The sequence below is a fragment of the Sciscionella sediminilitoris genome (assembly GCF_000737195.2).
Lineage (GTDB): Bacteria > Actinomycetota > Actinomycetes > Mycobacteriales > Pseudonocardiaceae > Sciscionella > Sciscionella sediminilitoris.
Genome location: NZ_JALM01000005.1, coordinates 124,177 through 138,180 on the forward strand (window position 1 = coordinate 124,177; position 14,004 = coordinate 138,180).

Sequence of the window (14,004 nt, forward strand, 5' to 3'; positions counted from 1 at the left end):
CCACGGTAGCGGGCCGGTCGGTTCCGGGCAGGAGCGGTCGCGGTGTCTGCTGCGCCACGGTAGGGGACGGGCGAACTGGAGGGGTGATCCGGCATGCGGCAAAATTGCGGTATCGCGCGCGCAAGGAGGAATCATGGCGAAAGAAGTGCAACGCAGCAAGAACATCGACCCGGCCTGGCCGCAGGGCGACGGTCATCCGGTGACCGAGCTCGCCGCCGACCGCCAGGGTTCGCTTTCGCCGTTCGGTGAGGTGACGTTCCCGGTGGACGATCTGCCGTACGTGCACCCCGAGACGGAAATCAACTGGAAACAGGACTGAGCTTCCAGTACGCACTCGAACATTTAGGGGAACTCAATGCCGGCACCTGGCCCTGGTTATGCCATCACCGTCCGCGCCGAGATCCCGCCGACCGCGCGGGCCGCTGGCGACCTCACGACGGCGGTGGGCCAGGTAGGTGGGGTGATCACGGCGTTCGACGTCGTCGACTCGCACCCGGACATGACGGTCATCGACATCACCTGCGACGCGATGTCGACCGAGCACGCACAGGACATCACCGACGCCATCGGCACGCTGCCCGGGGTGCGGGTGCGCAAGGTCTCGGACCGCACGTTCCTGATCCACATCGGCGGCAAGATCGAGGTCTCCTCGAAGGTGCAGCTGCGCAACCGTGACGATCTCTCCCGCGCCTACACCCCCGGTGTGGCCCGGGTGTGCACGGACATCGCGGAGAACCCCGAGGACGCGCGCAGGCTGACCATCAAGCGCAACACGGTCGCCGTGGTCACCGACGGTTCCGCGGTGCTCGGCCTCGGCAACATCGGCCCCGCGGCCGCGCTGCCGGTGATGGAGGGCAAGGCCGCCCTGTTCAAGCGGTTCGCCGATGTGGACGCCTGGCCGGTCTGCCTGGACACCCAGGACACCGAGGAGATCATCCGCACCTGCGAGCTGCTCGCCCCGGTCTACGGCGGCATCAACCTCGAGGACATCGCGGCACCCCGCTGCTTCGAGATCGAGCGCAGGCTGCGGGACAAACTCGACATTCCGGTGTTCCACGACGATCAGCACGGCACCGCGATCGTGGTGGTCGGCGCCCTGCGCAACGCGCTGCGTGTGGTGAACAAGCCGATCGAGCAGTGCAAGATCGTGGTCTCCGGGGTCGGCGCGGCCGGTTCGGCGATCATCCGGCTGCTGCTGCAGAAGCAGCCCAAGGACATCGTCGCCGTGGACATCGACGGGGCGGTGTACCCGGAGCGCGGCGAACTGGACGACAACCTGGCCTGGATCGCGGAGCACACCAACACCGCGGGATTCACCGGCGGGCTGCACGAGGCGCTGGTGGGCGCGGACGTGTTCATCGGGGTCTCCGCGCCGAACCTGTTCGGTGCCGAGCAGGTCGCCACCATGGCCGAGGACGCGATCGTGTTCGGACTGGCCAACCCGGATCCCGAGGTCGACCCGATCGAGGCGCAGAAACACGCCGCGGTGGTCGCCACCGGCCGCTCGGACTTCCCGAACCAGATCAACAACGTGCTCGCCTTCCCCGGGGTGTTCCGCGGACTGCTGGACGCGCAGGCCACCGACATCACCGACGATGTGCTGCTCGCCGCGGCCGATGCGATCGCCGATGTGGTCGACGGGGAACGGCTGAACCCCTCGTTCATCATCCCGAGCGTGTTCGACCACGCCGTTTCCAAGGCGGTCGCGGACTCGGTACGCAAGGCCGCGCAGCACAAACCGGCGGCCTAGACTCGAAACCGTGGACGAGCTGACCCATCTGGACGACGAGGGCGCCGCGCACATGGTGGACGTCTCCGCGAAGCAGGCGAGTGCGCGCCGCGCCGTCGCGGCGGCCACCATGCGCACCACGGCCGAGGTCGTCGATCTGTTGCGTGACGATGCACTGCCCAAATCCGACGCGCTCGCCACGGCGCGGATCGCCGGGATCATGGGCGCCAAGCGCACCCCGGACCTGATCCCGCTGTGCCACCCGATCGCGATCACCGGCGCGCAGGTCACCCTGGAACTGGGGACCGAGACGGTCGAGCTGACCGCCGAGGTGAAGACCGCGGACCGCACCGGGGTGGAGATGGAGGCGCTGACCGCGGTGACCGTCGCGGGCCTCGCGCTGCACGACATGGTCAAGGCGGTCGATCCGGCCGCGGTGCTCGACGGTGTCCGGGTGCTGCGCAAGGAGGGCGGCAAGACCGGCATGTGGGTGCGGCCGTGAAGGCCTCGGTGCTGATCTCCTCCACAAGGGCGGCGAACGGTGTCTACCCGGACCGCACCGGGCCGCTGATCGTGGACTGGCTGGCCGGACGCGGGTTCACCGTTTCGGATCCGGTGGTCGTCGCCGATGGCGAACCCTTCGCCGCCGCGCTGCGCTCCGCGCTCGACCAGGCGCCCGAGGTGCTGCTCACCAGCGGCGGGACCGGGATCTCGCCGACCGATCGCACCGCCGAACTGACCGCGCGCGAGCTCGACTTCGAGATACCGGGACTGGCCGACGCGATCCGCGACGCCGGTCTTCCCCAGGTGCCGACCGCGGTGCTGTCCCGGGGTGTCGCCGGAGTCGCGGGGCGGACCCTCGTGGTGAACCTGCCCGGATCCACCGGTGGGGTGCGGGACGGGCTCGGTGTGCTCGCGGATGTGCTCGAACACGCCCTCGACCAGCTCGCCGGGGGTGATCACGGATGAGCGCGGCCGTGGTTCGTGCCCGGGTGGTCGACGAATCGCTCTCGGTCGCCGAACACGCGGCACTCGTCGCCGATTCCGGGGCCGGTGCGGTGGTGACCTTCGATGGAGCGGTGCGCGATCACGACGGTGGCCGCGGGGTCACCGCGCTGGATTACGAGGGACACCCGAGCGCGGGCACCGTGCTCGCCGAGGTCGTCGCGGAGATCGCCGAACGCGCCGAGGGGGTTCGCGCGATCGCGGTGAGCCACCGGATCGGCGCGCTGCGGATCGGGGACACCGCGCTCGCGGTCGCCGTGGCCGCCGAACACCGTGCCCAGGCCTTCGGCATCTGCGCGGAACTGGTGGACGAGGTCAAGCGCAGGCTGCCGATCTGGAAACACCAGCAGTTCACCGACGGCACCAGCGAGTGGGTCAACTGCCCGTGACCCGGTAGCGCAGGTAGACCATGCCGTTGCCGAACCCGCGCTGCTCGAGCAGATCCAAGCGGGTGCGCAGCCGCTCGGGCAGGTACCGTTTCCCGGCGCCGACCACCATGGGGCAGACGAACACCTGGCATTCGTCCACGAGCCCGGCGCGCAGGGCGTGCGCGGCCAGTTCGGCGCCACCGATGATCAGATCCCGTTCAGCGGTGATCTTGAGCTCGCGGACCGGTTCCGCGGTGAACTCCCGTTCGATCCGGGTCCGCGCGGTGACCGGCGAGGCCAGGGCCCTGGAGTAGACGATCTTGTCCGCGGCCTGCCAGTCCAGGGCGAACTCCCGTGCCTCGGGTGACTGCCCGGCGAGGTCCGGATCGGTTTCCCACGCCGTCATCGCCTCGTACAGCCGCCTGCCGTACAGGTGGGTGCCCGCACCGCGTTGCAGTTCATTGGCGAAGGCGTGCACCCGCGCATCGGGCACCGCCCAGCCGAAGTCGCCGTTCTCGTCGGCGATGTAGCCGTCCAGCGAGGCGAAGGAGCAGTAGATCAGCCTGGCCATGGTGTCGCCCTTTCCTGGTGGGTACACCAGGCAGACCGGCTCCTTCGCCGGAACTCATCGCGGCGGTCAGCCGACCAGTTGCACACTAGTTCGTCTGCGAACTTGGCGGGAATTGCTGGTCGAGCCAACTCTGGATGGCAGCAACGGTGGTGTAGCCATGTTGGCGGAGGAGTTGGACGATATCGCGGCCGCAGATGAGAACAATGGGGTGCTGATCGTCCCGAATCTCTTGCTGAAGCTGGGTGTTGAAGTAGGAAGTTGTGACGAGGACACCGAAATGCCGATGGCGGAGGCGAGAGATGAGCCGACTTCCTTGACGAACCCCTACGGGGTTGGTGGGCGCATAGCACTTGGCTTCGAGGGCGAAGTCAATGGCGATGCGGTCGGTGGGCGGCCCGAGGTGGTATTTGCCGATGGCGTCGCGGCCGCCATCCCGGCTGGGCCGGGTCAGGTCACACTGGCCCGTCGCAGGTGCCATGAGACGCCAAAGGGCGACTGCACAGGCTTCGAAGTCGTGTTCACGGTTGCGGAAGTGCTCACGGATGGTAGCGAGGATTTTGGTTCCGAGGGCGTCCTCGGGGAGCTGCTCGGCATGGCTGCGGATGGTGGTCGTAGCGGGTGCCGCGAGGGGAGAGTATGCGCGAGCGCGAACCCAAGCAGCCCAAGGGGGAGGACAGCCCCCGGTCAGGGGATCGGCGCCGCTGAGAACATGCTGGATCCATGTGCGGGGGATAACGGCTTGGTCGAGGACGGTGAAGCGAGCGCGATAGTTCTGAAAGCGCTGCCCACCACTAGTGCGCCAGATGGCTTGTAGTTCGTCGTCCGAGGTGAGGGACGGGCCGCCGGGAGCAAGTAGCCCACGGAACCGGACGCCCCTGCCTACCGGGTTGGCCTTCTCGAACAGCAGGAACGGGGGGATCGTACTGCGCTGAGATTGGTCATCGTAGGAAGTGGCAAACACGTCGCGGAGCAGCAGATTGCCTTTGCGGCTGGTGTCGTGAAGCTCGTGGCCAGGTGTGCGGTTGTCGCCGTAGTAGGTGAACAAGCCCGTCTGCGGATCCAGACTGTCCGGCCAGTCTTGCTGATCGCCGGTCGTGTAAAGGACAGCGAGACGCACGGTGCCATCGCTTGGCGAACCCTTGCAGCGGAAGCCCCCTTGATTGCCGACGCCAGGGATCAGTTTCGCGACCGGATCGTCACCAGCATGACCATTGGTGCCGCCCGGATAGTAGGCATCAATGTGCAGGTCTGTGGTGGAAAGATCAGCGAACGAGGCCGCGGGACGCAGCTCGTCAGGGGAGGGTCGTTCAGACCGGGCTGCCATCGTCGCCCCCTCTACGAAACCGAGGCTCCGGGTTGGTCGGCATCATCGTTGGCATCATGCCAGGCAATACCAGAGTCAGCCGCACAGTGCAGTCAGAAGTACAGCGGGCCTGATTGACTGTGACCAAGCGCGTGGTACTGGAGGCTGCCAGAACTCATCGCAGCGGTCAGCCGACCAGTTCCAGCCTGCGCGCCATATCGGAGTGGAAAACACCCTCCGGATCGACCGTATCGCGCACCTTGCGCCATTCCTCGATCCGCGGATACATCCTGTGGAAGGTCTCCGGATCGGTGCGGGAGTCCTTCGCGGTGTAGAGCCTGCCGCCCGCGGCCAGCACTTCCTCGTCCAGCTCGCGGCACAGCCGGGAGAGGCCCTTCTTGATCGGGAAGTCGAGGCAGATCAGCCAGCCGGGATGCGGGTAGGACAGCGGCGCCCGGTTGCTCGCGCCCATCGTCTTGAAGACGTTCAGCGCGGAGTAGTGCCCGGAGTTCGCGACCTTCTGGATGATCCGGCGGAAGTCCTCGTGCGCGTTCAGCGGCGTGCTGAACTGGTACTGCAGGAAACCCCGGTTGCCGTAGCCCCGGTTCCACTCGCCGACCAGGTCGAGCATGTGGTAGAAGCTCGTGATGTTCTGGATCGCGCCGCGCCCCTGCTTCGGCGTGGTGCGGTAGTAGAACTCGCCGATCGCGGAGAGCGAGAGCTTGTTCATCAGGCCGTTCGGGAAGATGTCCGGGACGGTGAGCAGCTGCGGCGCGTCGAACTTCAGCGGTTCCGCGCGCAGTTTCTGCGGCAGCTCGTCCACCTTGGCCAGGGAGCCGCGGCCGAAGGCACCGCGGCCCAGCTTCGCGCCCTTGGAGATGGTGTCGAACCAGGCCGAGGTGTAGCCGTAGTTGTCCTCGGAGCCGTTGCTGATCAGCTCGAGGGTCTCGTCCAGGTTCTCGGTGCGGTCGTTGTCCACGACGAAGTACGCGGTCTCGGTCCTGGTCATCCGGATCTTCGCGCGCAGGATGATGCCGGTGAGCCCGATTCCGGCCACGGTGGCCCAGAACAGCTCCGACTCGGGACCGTCCGGGGTGATCGTGCGCACCTGGCCGTCGGCGGTGAGCAGATCCATGGACACCACGTGGTTGCCGAAGCTGCCCGCGGTGTGGTGGTTCTTGCCGTGAATGTCGTTGGCGATCGCACCACCGATGGTCACCTGCCGGGTTCCCGGCAGCACCGGCACCCACAGGCCGTAGGGGAGCGCGGCCCGCATCAGCTCGTCCAGGCTCACCCCGGCGTCCAGATCCACGATCGCGCTGTCCGGATCGATGTCGTGGATGCGCCGCAGCGGGGTCATGTCGATGACCGTGCCGCCCGCGTTCTGCGCCGGATCACCGTAGCTGCGGCCCAGGCCACGCGCGATGATCCCGCGCGGTCCCGCCTGGCGTACCGCGCGGGCCAGCACGTCGAGATCCGTGGTGCTGACAACGGTCGCGGTGCTGGGTGCCGTTCTGCCCCAGCCGGCCAGTGTCCTGACCTCACCAAGCGGATTCGACATGGGCGCAACCTTACCGTTATGTGCCAGGACACAACGAAGCCCCCGGCCGCTGGGGAGGGGTAGATGCGGCGGGGGCTTCGTTATGGGCTAGTCGGCGCGCCCACGCGGACGTGGACGGTCGGCTAGAGCCTGCTTACTTGGTTTCGAGCTTCTGACCCGGGAAGATCAGGTTGGCGCTCTGCAGGGTGTCCTTGTTGAGCTGGTACAGCTGCGACCAGCCGCCCTTGACGCCCTCGGCCTTCGCGATCTTGCCGAGCGTGTCGCCCGCGACAACGGTGTAGTTGCCGTGGCCGCTCTTGACCGAGTAGCTCTTGCTGCTGCTGCTGCTCGAGGAGGAGCTGCTGCTGCTGTAGCTCTTCTTCTTGGAGTAGCTGGAGCTGCTGTAGCTCTTCTTGCTGCTCGAGGAGGAGCTGGAGCTGACGTTCTTGGTCGAGCCGCCGGCGCCCTTGCTGCCGCAGTTCGGCCAGGCACCCATGCCCTGGGTGGCCTTCACGCGCTCGGCGACGCGGATCTGCTCGGAACGCGAGGCGTTCTGCGGGCTACCGGTGCCGCCGTTGGCGCGCCAGGTGCTGGGGGTGAACTGCAGACCACCGGAGAAACCGTTGCCGGTGTTGGTGCTCCAGTTGCCGCCGCTTTCGCACTGCGCGACGGCGTCCCAGTTGGTGGCGCCAGCGGACGGGGCCGCGATGACAGCGGGGACACCGACGATGGCTGCGGCGATCCCGACCTTCGCGACGTTCTTCACGATGGCGGAGTGCTTGCGGTGCTTACCACGGTAAGAAGACATGAGCCTCTCATCGCTACCGCGCCTACGGTTGCGCACCGGGATGATCTTCGACCTCCGGCCGCGCGGGGCCGCCGGTGTCGAGCGACCGGGTTTTCGGCCCGGCCTCACCCCTAGGACATTTCGGGATGTCCCAATGGTGTTCCCCATTCCCTGTCCGGAAGTAGGTCTTTCGCTCGGGGTCGGGTCCTGGGTGCCCATTGGACAGGGTTCGGCGCGTGAACACCCAGGTACTTCCTGGCTGGTTCGGGGCCAGCCAGAAGCGACCGTACGGAAGGTTCGGCCAGATCGGAAATCATTCGGCATGTGACGGTCGTCACAGTAACAAATGGTTTCTGCTGTCGACCTTGACTTCCGTGCAGGTCAGAGCGCCGTTACCGGGCCGTTGCCTGTTCGAGATATTTGACGGTCGGTGAGACCTGGCTCACGTCAAAACAACGTTCGCGGTAGGGTTCGAACGTCCGGTCAACCGCCGGCAAACGGGGGGAGAACGTCAAGTAGTACTTGAGCATTCGGTTCACCTTGAGGGAAATCCTCACCGAGGGTGGATTGCTGATCGCGTACGGCTACTCCGTTGAGGAGCAGGCTGCACGCGGGCAGTAGGCGATCGATGCCGGTTCGCAGTTCCCGGACCCGGCGCAGCGCTTCCTCGACCGTCCGAACCCCGTGGATGACATCTATCTCTACGCCCGCGGCCGCGCGCGCGCCCGCGTAATACCGCACCGTCACGTCCGCCACAAGACACTCCCGTGTACTGATTCGGGTTCAGCCACCGATCGAGCTCATCGGCCGGAGCGGCTGCGCGAACCCCGCAGAGTTGATTTCGTGCCCTGCGAGTTTGCCCCACATGGCGAGCCGCCAGCGCTCGGCTATCTCCTCGTCGCTCGCTCCGCCGCGCAGCAGCCCACGCAGATCGGTCTCGCCCGCGGCGAACAGGCAGGTGCGCATCTGGCCGTCCGCGGTGAGCCGGGTCCGGTCGCAACCGGCGCAGAACGGGCGGGTGACCGAGGCGATCACCCCGACATCCCCGGGGCCGCCGTCGACGAGCCAGCGTTCCGCGGGGGCGCTGCCACGCTGCCGGTCGGCCGCGGTGAGGGAGAACTCGGCACCGAGCCGGTCCAGGATCTCACTCGCGGTGACCATATCGCCGCGGCTCCAGCCGTGCTGTGGATCGAGCGGCATCTGCTCGATGAACCGCAGCCGGTACCCGTGTTCGAGGCAGAACCGCAGCAGGGCGGGCGCCTCGTGGTCGTTGATCCCGCGCAGCAGCACGGCGTTCACCTTGACCGGGAGCAGCCCGGCCGCTGCCGAGGCGGCGAGCCCGTCCAGGACGTGGCGGAGCCGGTCGCGGCGGGTGATCCGGGTGAAGGTCTCGGGATCGAGTGAATCCAGGGAGATGTTCACCCGGTCCAGACCGGCCTCGGCCAGTTTCGCCGCCCGGCGCGCGAGCCCGATCCCGTTGCTCGTGATCGAGGTGCGCGGCGGATTCGGCAGTACCGCGGTCGCCGCGATCACTTCCTCGATGTCCTTACGCAGCAAGGGTTCTCCGCCGGTGAACCGGATATCGGTGATGCCGAGCTCGGTCACCGCGATGCGCAGCAGCCGGATCAGTTCCCCGGTGTCGAGCAGTTCCGGCTTGGGCATCCAGTCCAGGCCCTCGGCGGGCATGCAGTAAGTACAGCGGAGATTGCACCGGTCGGTGAGTGAAACGCGCAGGTCGGTCGCCACCCTGCCGAACTGGTCGACCAGTTCGGGGGTTTGTGGCCTCGGAACACCGGATTCCGGCTCTGCCGAACCCGGTACCACGGGGATGCCAAGACTCACCGATGTCATGGTTCCAGCGTACGCAGCGTGCGATCACCGGCGAGGATGTGGGAAAGCGCATGCGCGACGCTATTCGCTATGTATTTCCGTGTCTGCGGAGACTACTGTGTTGATCATGCCGCAGTACAGGATTTCCGAAGCGGCCCGGCTGCTCGGTTGCAGCGATGACACGGTGCGTCGCTGGATCGACGCGGAGCATTTGCGGGCACAGACCGATCCCGCGGGGCGCAAGGTGATCGACGGAGCGGAGCTGGCCGAATTCGCCAAGGTTCAGGCACGCGATATCGCGGACCCGACCGGCGTTGTGCGTTCGGCGCGGAACCGATTCGTCGGCCTCGTCACCGAAATCCAGGCCGATGGGGTCATGGCCCAGGTGGAAATGCAGTGCGGGCGGCACCGCATCGTCTCGCTGATGAGCTCGGAAGCGGTGCGGGAGCTGGATCTGCGGCCGGGCGTGCTCGCCACCGCCGTGGTGAAGGCGACTCAGGTGATCGTCGAAACGGCTGGAGAACAGGCATGAGGAAACCGGTGATCGCGATGGCCGCCCTGCTCGGGGTGGCACTGACCGCGTGCGGATCCGGTGGCGGTGGACAGGACGGTTCCGGGGACAAGCAAACGCTGACCGTGTCCGCGGCCGCCTCGCTGACCGAGGCCTTCGACAAGCTCAAGACCGACTTCGAGCACGCGCATCCCGGTGTGCAGGTGAAGCTGAACTACGACGGTTCCTCGACCCTGGTGCAGCAGATCACCAACGGCGCCGATGTGGACGTGTTCGCCTCCGCGGACCAGAAGAACATGGACAAGCTCGTCAAAGCGGGCGACAACCAGGGCGAGCCGAAGAAGTTCGCGAGCAACACCCTGGAGATCGCCGTGCCGAAGGGAAACCCGAAGCACGTCAAGTCCTTCGCCGATCTGGCCCGCCCGGATGTGCACACCGTGATCTGCGCGCCACCGGTGCCGTGTGGTGCGGCCACCAAGAAGATCGAGCAGGCGAGCGGGATCACGCTGCATCCGAAAAGCGAGGAGCAGAACGTGAAATCGGTGCTCGCCAAGGTACGGTCCACCGATGCGGACGCCGGACTGGTGTACGTCAGCGACGTGAAAACCGCGGGCCCCAAGGTTTCCGGGGTGACCTTCCCGGAGACCAAGGCCGCGGTGAACTCCTATCCGGTCGCCATCGTGAAGGGGACCAAGCACGAGCAGCTCGCCAAGCAGTTCGTGGACATGCTCAGCGCCGCCGAGGGGAAGAAACGGTTGACCGATGCGGGTTTTGCGGTCGACTGAGCCGAGATCGACCAAGCCGAGATCGACCAAGCCGTACCCGCGACTGCTGCTCGTTCCCGCGGTCCTCGCCCTCGCGCTCATCGTGCTCCCGCTTGTCGGGTTGCTCGCGCGCTCGGACCTGAGCCGCTTCGGCGAACTGATCACCAGTACCTCGGCGCTGGACGCGCTCGAGCTGTCCCTGCGCACCGCGGTGGCCTCCACGGTGCTGTGCGTGGTGTTCGGGGTGCCGCTGGCGTTCGTGCTCGCCAGGGGACGGTTCCCCGGGCTGCGGTTCGTGCGCTCGCTGGTGCTGCTCCCGCTGGTGCTCCCGCCTGTGGTCGGCGGGCTCGCGCTGCTGTATTCCCTTGGCCGGGGCGGGTTTCTCGGCCAAGCGATCGACTTCGGCTTCGGGGTGAGCGTCCCGTTCACCACCGTGGCCGTCGTCCTCGCGCAGACCTTCGTGGCGATGCCCTTCCTCGTGGTCGGCCTGGAAGGCGCGATCCGGGGCAACGGGCAGCGTTACGAACTGGTCGCCGGGACACTCGGTGCGGGACCGTGGACGGTGTTCCGCAGGGTCACGCTTCCGTTGCTGGTGCCCGCGATCGGGTCCTCGGTGGTGCTGTGCTTTGCCCGCGCGCTCGGCGAATTCGGCGCCACCATCACCTTCGCGGGCAGCCTGCAGGGGGTCACCAGGACCCTTCCGCTGCAGATCTACCTGGCCAACGAGACCGATGTGGACGGTGCCGTGGCGCTGTCGATCCTGCTGGTGCTGCTGGCGATCGTGGTCATCGTGATCACCCGGCCGAAGGCATTGTCATGAGTGAGCTCACGGCCGAACTCGCCGTGCAGCGCGGGGAATTCCGGCTGGATGTCCGGCTGAACGTCGCCGCGGGCGAAGTGCTCGCCGTGCTCGGGCCCAATGGCGCGGGCAAATCCACCCTGCTCGGCGCGCTCACCGGGCAGCTTCGCCCGCAGCGCGCCGCGATCAGCCTCGGTGGCACCGATATCGCCGCACTCGCGATGCACCGGCGGCGGATCGGAGTGCTCGGCCAGGAACCGCTGCTGTTCCCGCATCTGAGCGTGCTCGCCAATGTCGCATTCGGACCGCGCGCCGCGGGCATGCCACGCGGACAGGCGCAATCGCTGGCCCACGAACTGCTCGGTGAGGTGGGCGCCGATGAGTTCGCCGCGCGCAAACCCGCCGCGATCTCGGGTGGCCAGGCCCAGCGGGTCGCACTGGCAAGGGCACTGGCCGCGCGCCCGGAACTGCTGCTGCTCGACGAACCCTTCTCCGCGCTGGACGTGGATTCCGCGCCGCGGGTGCGCGCGCTCATCGGGCGGGTGCTCGCCGAACATCCGGGGACCGCGAGCATCCTGGTCACCCACGACCCGCTGGACGCGCTGGTGCTCGCCGACCGGGTCGCCGTGCTCGACGGCGGGCGGATCGTGGAACAGGGACCCGCGCGGGAGGTGCTGTCCGCGCCGAGCACCCCGTTCGCCGCGCGCATCGCCGGGCTCAACCTGGTCACCGGGACCGTGACCGAGCACGGGCTCGACGGGCTCACCGGGATCCTGGCCGCCGAGGCACGGGTCGGTGAGGCCGGTGCCGCGGTGTTCGCCCCCTCCGCGGTCGCCGCGTTCCGCGAACGGCCCGAGGGCAGCCCGCGCAACGTCGCCCCCGCCGAGCTCGCGCACGTCGAACGGGCCGGTGACCTTGTGCGGCTACGCCTGCGGGCGAGCGAGGAAGGGCCGGGCTGGGTGGACGGACTGCGCGCCGACATCACCCCGGCCGCGCTCGCCGATCTCGACGTGCAGCCGGGCGGGCGGCTCTGGCTCGCGGTCAAGGCGACCGAGATCGCGGTGCACCCGCAGCGCGCGGCACGCTGAACGGCACTGTCGTGTAATAGGCTCGGTGCAGTCCCGCCCATCGCGTCGGAAGGCCTGGTACATGCAGCGTTGGAACTACCTCATGGACATGGACGGCGTTCTCGTGCACGAGGAGCACGCGATCCCCGGCGCGGTGGAGTTCATCGCCGAACTGACCGAGCAGCGGGTCCCGTACATGCTGCTGACGAACAACTCGATCTACACCCGGCGTGATCTGCGCGCCCGGCTGGCCCGCAGCGGGATCGAGGTGGAGGAGTCGGCGATCTGGACCTCGGCGCTGGCCTGCGCACGGTTCCTGGAGACGCAGCGGCCGAACGGCTCGGCCTACGTGATCGGCGAGGCGGGCCTGACCACGGCGCTGCACGAGGCGGGCTATGTGCTCACCGACACGGACCCGGACTACGTGGTGCTCGGGGAGACCCGCACCTACAGTTTCACCGCGCTCACCAAGGCGATCCGGCTGATCGACGCGGGGGCGAAGTTCATCGCGACCAATCCGGACGAGATCGGGCCTTCGCGGGACGGGATCCTGCCCGCGACCGGCTCGGTGGCGGCGATGATCACCCGCGCGACCGGGCGTGAGCCGTATTACGTCGGCAAGCCGAATCCGGTGATGATGCGGTTCGCGCTGCGCACGCTCGGTACCCATTCGGAGAACACGCTGATGATCGGTGACCGCATCGACACGGATGTGCGCTCCGGTCTCGAAGCGGGCATGCCGACCCTGCTGGTGCTGTCCGGCATCTCCGACATGGAAACCGTGGACCGCTACCCCTACGGCCCGACGCGGATCCTCGATTCGGTGGCTGACCTGGTCGGACACACCGATGATCCGTTCAGCCTGCCGCCCTCGGTGGCATGACGGACAGGTGTGCGCATATCGTCGTATGTCATGCAGGACGGAGATGCCGGCACCTTCGTCGTCGGTGATATCCACGGACACCGCGACGGGTTGCTCGCCGCCCTCCGCGCCGAGGGCATCGTCGACGAGGGCGAGCACTGGGACGCGGGCACCAGCAGGCTGTGGTTTCTCGGTGATTTCCTGGACCGGGGACCGGACGGGGTCGGTGTCGTCGACGATGTGATGCGGCTCTCCGAGGAGGCCGAGGAGGCGGGCGGCAGTGTGCGCGCCCTGCTCGGCAATCACGAGGTCCTCGCGCTCGGTGTGCACCGCTTCGGCGGGGAGGAGCTCCAGGCGGGTCTCGGGCCGCGCAGCTTCGAACGGTCCTGGCGGCTCAACGGCGGGGTGGACGCCGATCAGGAGCGGCTCACCGAGGAACACGTCCGCTGGCTGTGCGAGCTCCCCGCACTGGCCGTTGTGGACGATCACCTGCTCATGCACTCGGACACGATCGAATACCTCAGCTGGGGCGACTCGATCGACGAGATCAACCGGCAGGTGCACGATCTGCTCGCCGGGGAGGACATCGAGGCCTGGTGGGAGTGCTGGCGCAGGCTCACGACGCGCTCGGCGTTCCGCGGGCCGCGCGGTGCCCAGATCGCGCGCGGGCTGCTCGATCTGCTCGGCGGTGAGCGCATCGTGCACGGGCACAGCGTGATCGCCGAATATCTCGGGCTCGCCCCGGCCGAGATCGACGGGCCCGACCTCTACGCGGGGGAACTTGTGCTCGGGATCGATGCGGGACTCTTCGCCGGTGGGCCGTGCCTGATCGTTCGGTTACCCTACGAGCAACCTGAGTGACTGCAAG

At 67.6% G+C, this 14,004-nt stretch carries 14 protein-coding genes and 1 pseudogene; 10 read left to right on the forward strand and 5 right to left on the reverse strand.

Annotated features, from left to right (window positions below; genetic code table 11):
- The first annotated feature begins 133 nt into the window (after nt 1-133).
- The 4 genes and pseudogenes from AD72_RS02495 to AD72_RS38040 all read left to right on the forward strand — a co-directional run bounded on the left by AD72_RS02495 (nt 134) and on the right by AD72_RS38040 (nt 3,123).
- On the forward strand, nt 134-319 hold the full coding sequence (locus tag AD72_RS02495; RefSeq protein WP_031464705.1) for a hypothetical protein: 186 nt from the start codon (nt 134-136) through the stop codon (nt 317-319).
- A gap of 36 nt (nt 320-355) precedes the next feature.
- On the forward strand, nt 356-1,750 hold the full coding sequence (locus AD72_RS02500) for an NAD-dependent malic enzyme (RefSeq protein ID WP_031464706.1): 1,395 nt from the start codon (nt 356-358) through the stop codon (nt 1,748-1,750).
- A 10-nt stretch (nt 1,751-1,760) separates the two neighbouring features.
- Nucleotides 1,761-2,231: a cyclic pyranopterin monophosphate synthase MoaC gene (gene moaC / locus AD72_RS02505; RefSeq protein WP_031464707.1), complete on the forward strand. Its 471-nt coding sequence runs from the start codon at nt 1,761-1,763 to the stop codon at nt 2,229-2,231.
- A pseudogene (locus tag AD72_RS38040) lies at nt 2,228-3,123 on the forward strand (molybdenum cofactor biosynthesis protein MoaE). Before moaC ends, AD72_RS38040 begins: the two are co-directional and overlap by 4 nt.
- Here AD72_RS38040 and AD72_RS02520 read toward each other — a convergent pair.
- The 5 genes from AD72_RS02520 to moaA form a co-directional block, all read right to left on the reverse strand.
- The gene (locus AD72_RS02520) at nt 3,110-3,700 is read right to left on the reverse strand and encodes a dihydrofolate reductase family protein (protein WP_343123693.1); all 591 of its coding nucleotides are present in this window, start codon (nt 3,698-3,700) and stop codon (nt 3,110-3,112) included. The pseudogene AD72_RS38040 and the gene AD72_RS02520 overlap by 14 nt on opposite strands.
- 58 nt (nt 3,701-3,758) lie before the next feature.
- Nucleotides 3,759-4,997, reverse strand: a complete 1,239-nt coding sequence (locus AD72_RS02525) for a restriction endonuclease (RefSeq protein ID WP_051897753.1) — start codon at nt 4,995-4,997, stop codon at nt 3,759-3,761.
- A 166-nt stretch (nt 4,998-5,163) separates the two neighbouring features.
- Nucleotides 5,164-6,537 carry a decaprenylphosphoryl-beta-D-ribose oxidase gene (gene dprE1 / locus AD72_RS02530; protein ID WP_031464712.1) on the reverse strand — a complete coding sequence of 458 codons (1,374 nt, stop codon included), beginning with the start codon at nt 6,535-6,537 and terminating at the stop codon, nt 5,164-5,166.
- 133 nt (nt 6,538-6,670) lie between these two features.
- Nucleotides 6,671-7,324 carry a LysM peptidoglycan-binding domain-containing protein gene (locus AD72_RS02535; protein WP_031464713.1) on the reverse strand — a complete coding sequence of 218 codons (654 nt, stop codon included), beginning with the start codon at nt 7,322-7,324 and terminating at the stop codon, nt 6,671-6,673.
- 762 nt (nt 7,325-8,086) lie between these two features.
- Nucleotides 8,087-9,154 carry a GTP 3',8-cyclase MoaA gene (gene moaA, locus AD72_RS02540; protein WP_031464714.1) on the reverse strand — a complete coding sequence of 356 codons (1,068 nt, stop codon included), beginning with the start codon at nt 9,152-9,154 and terminating at the stop codon, nt 8,087-8,089.
- Nucleotides 9,155-9,260: 106 nt separating this feature from the next.
- Between moaA and AD72_RS02545 the strand changes: the two genes are divergently transcribed.
- The 6 genes from AD72_RS02545 to AD72_RS02570 all read left to right on the forward strand — a co-directional run bounded on the left by AD72_RS02545 (nt 9,261) and on the right by AD72_RS02570 (nt 13,997).
- Nucleotides 9,261-9,665 (forward strand): TOBE domain-containing protein, encoded by a 405-nt coding sequence (locus AD72_RS02545; RefSeq protein ID WP_031464715.1) that lies wholly within the window; start codon nt 9,261-9,263, stop codon nt 9,663-9,665.
- Entirely contained in the window at nt 9,662-10,429 is a 768-nt protein-coding gene (gene modA / locus AD72_RS02550) for a molybdate ABC transporter substrate-binding protein (RefSeq protein ID WP_031464716.1), read from the forward strand. The genes AD72_RS02545 and modA overlap by 4 nt, the downstream gene beginning before the upstream one ends.
- Nucleotides 10,407-11,228, forward strand: a complete 822-nt coding sequence (locus AD72_RS02555) for an ABC transporter permease (RefSeq protein ID WP_037344644.1) — start codon at nt 10,407-10,409, stop codon at nt 11,226-11,228. Before modA ends, AD72_RS02555 begins: the two co-directional genes overlap by 23 nt.
- Nucleotides 11,225-12,295, forward strand: a complete 1,071-nt coding sequence (locus tag AD72_RS02560; protein WP_031464718.1) for a sulfate/molybdate ABC transporter ATP-binding protein — start codon at nt 11,225-11,227, stop codon at nt 12,293-12,295. The genes AD72_RS02555 and AD72_RS02560 overlap by 4 nt, the downstream gene beginning before the upstream one ends.
- A 61-nt stretch (nt 12,296-12,356) precedes the next feature.
- Nucleotides 12,357-13,157, forward strand: a complete 801-nt coding sequence (locus AD72_RS02565; RefSeq protein WP_031464719.1) for an HAD-IIA family hydrolase — start codon at nt 12,357-12,359, stop codon at nt 13,155-13,157.
- A gap of 30 nt (nt 13,158-13,187) precedes the next feature.
- Nucleotides 13,188-13,997 (forward strand): metallophosphoesterase, encoded by an 810-nt coding sequence (locus AD72_RS02570; RefSeq protein WP_031464720.1) that lies wholly within the window; start codon nt 13,188-13,190, stop codon nt 13,995-13,997.
- Nucleotides 13,998-14,004 lie beyond the last annotated feature (7 nt).

Excerpts from the sequence above, each read along its gene's own strand:
- AD72_RS02495 (WP_031464705.1), top strand. The coding sequence starts at position 134 with ATGGCGAAAGAAGTGCAACGCAGCAAGAACATCGACCCGGCCTGGCCG.
- AD72_RS02500 (WP_031464706.1), top strand. The coding sequence starts at position 356 with ATGCCGGCACCTGGCCCTGGTTATGCCATCACCGTCCGCGCCGAGATC.
- AD72_RS02525 (WP_051897753.1), bottom strand. The coding sequence starts at position 4,997 with ATGGCAGCCCGGTCTGAACGACCCTCCCCTGACGAGCTGCGTCCCGCG.
- dprE1 (WP_031464712.1), bottom strand. The coding sequence starts at position 6,537 with ATGTCGAATCCGCTTGGTGAGGTCAGGACACTGGCCGGCTGGGGCAGA.
- AD72_RS02535 (WP_031464713.1), bottom strand. The coding sequence starts at position 7,324 with ATGTCTTCTTACCGTGGTAAGCACCGCAAGCACTCCGCCATCGTGAAG.
- moaA (WP_031464714.1), bottom strand. The coding sequence starts at position 9,154 with ATGACATCGGTGAGTCTTGGCATCCCCGTGGTACCGGGTTCGGCAGAG.
- AD72_RS02545 (WP_031464715.1), top strand. The coding sequence starts at position 9,261 with ATGCCGCAGTACAGGATTTCCGAAGCGGCCCGGCTGCTCGGTTGCAGC.
- modA (WP_031464716.1), top strand. The coding sequence starts at position 9,662 with ATGAGGAAACCGGTGATCGCGATGGCCGCCCTGCTCGGGGTGGCACTG.
- AD72_RS02555 (WP_037344644.1), top strand. The coding sequence starts at position 10,407 with ATGCGGGTTTTGCGGTCGACTGAGCCGAGATCGACCAAGCCGAGATCG.
- AD72_RS02560 (WP_031464718.1), top strand. The coding sequence starts at position 11,225 with ATGAGTGAGCTCACGGCCGAACTCGCCGTGCAGCGCGGGGAATTCCGG.
- AD72_RS02565 (WP_031464719.1), top strand. The coding sequence starts at position 12,357 with ATGCAGCGTTGGAACTACCTCATGGACATGGACGGCGTTCTCGTGCAC.
- AD72_RS02570 (WP_031464720.1), top strand. The coding sequence starts at position 13,188 with ATGCAGGACGGAGATGCCGGCACCTTCGTCGTCGGTGATATCCACGGA.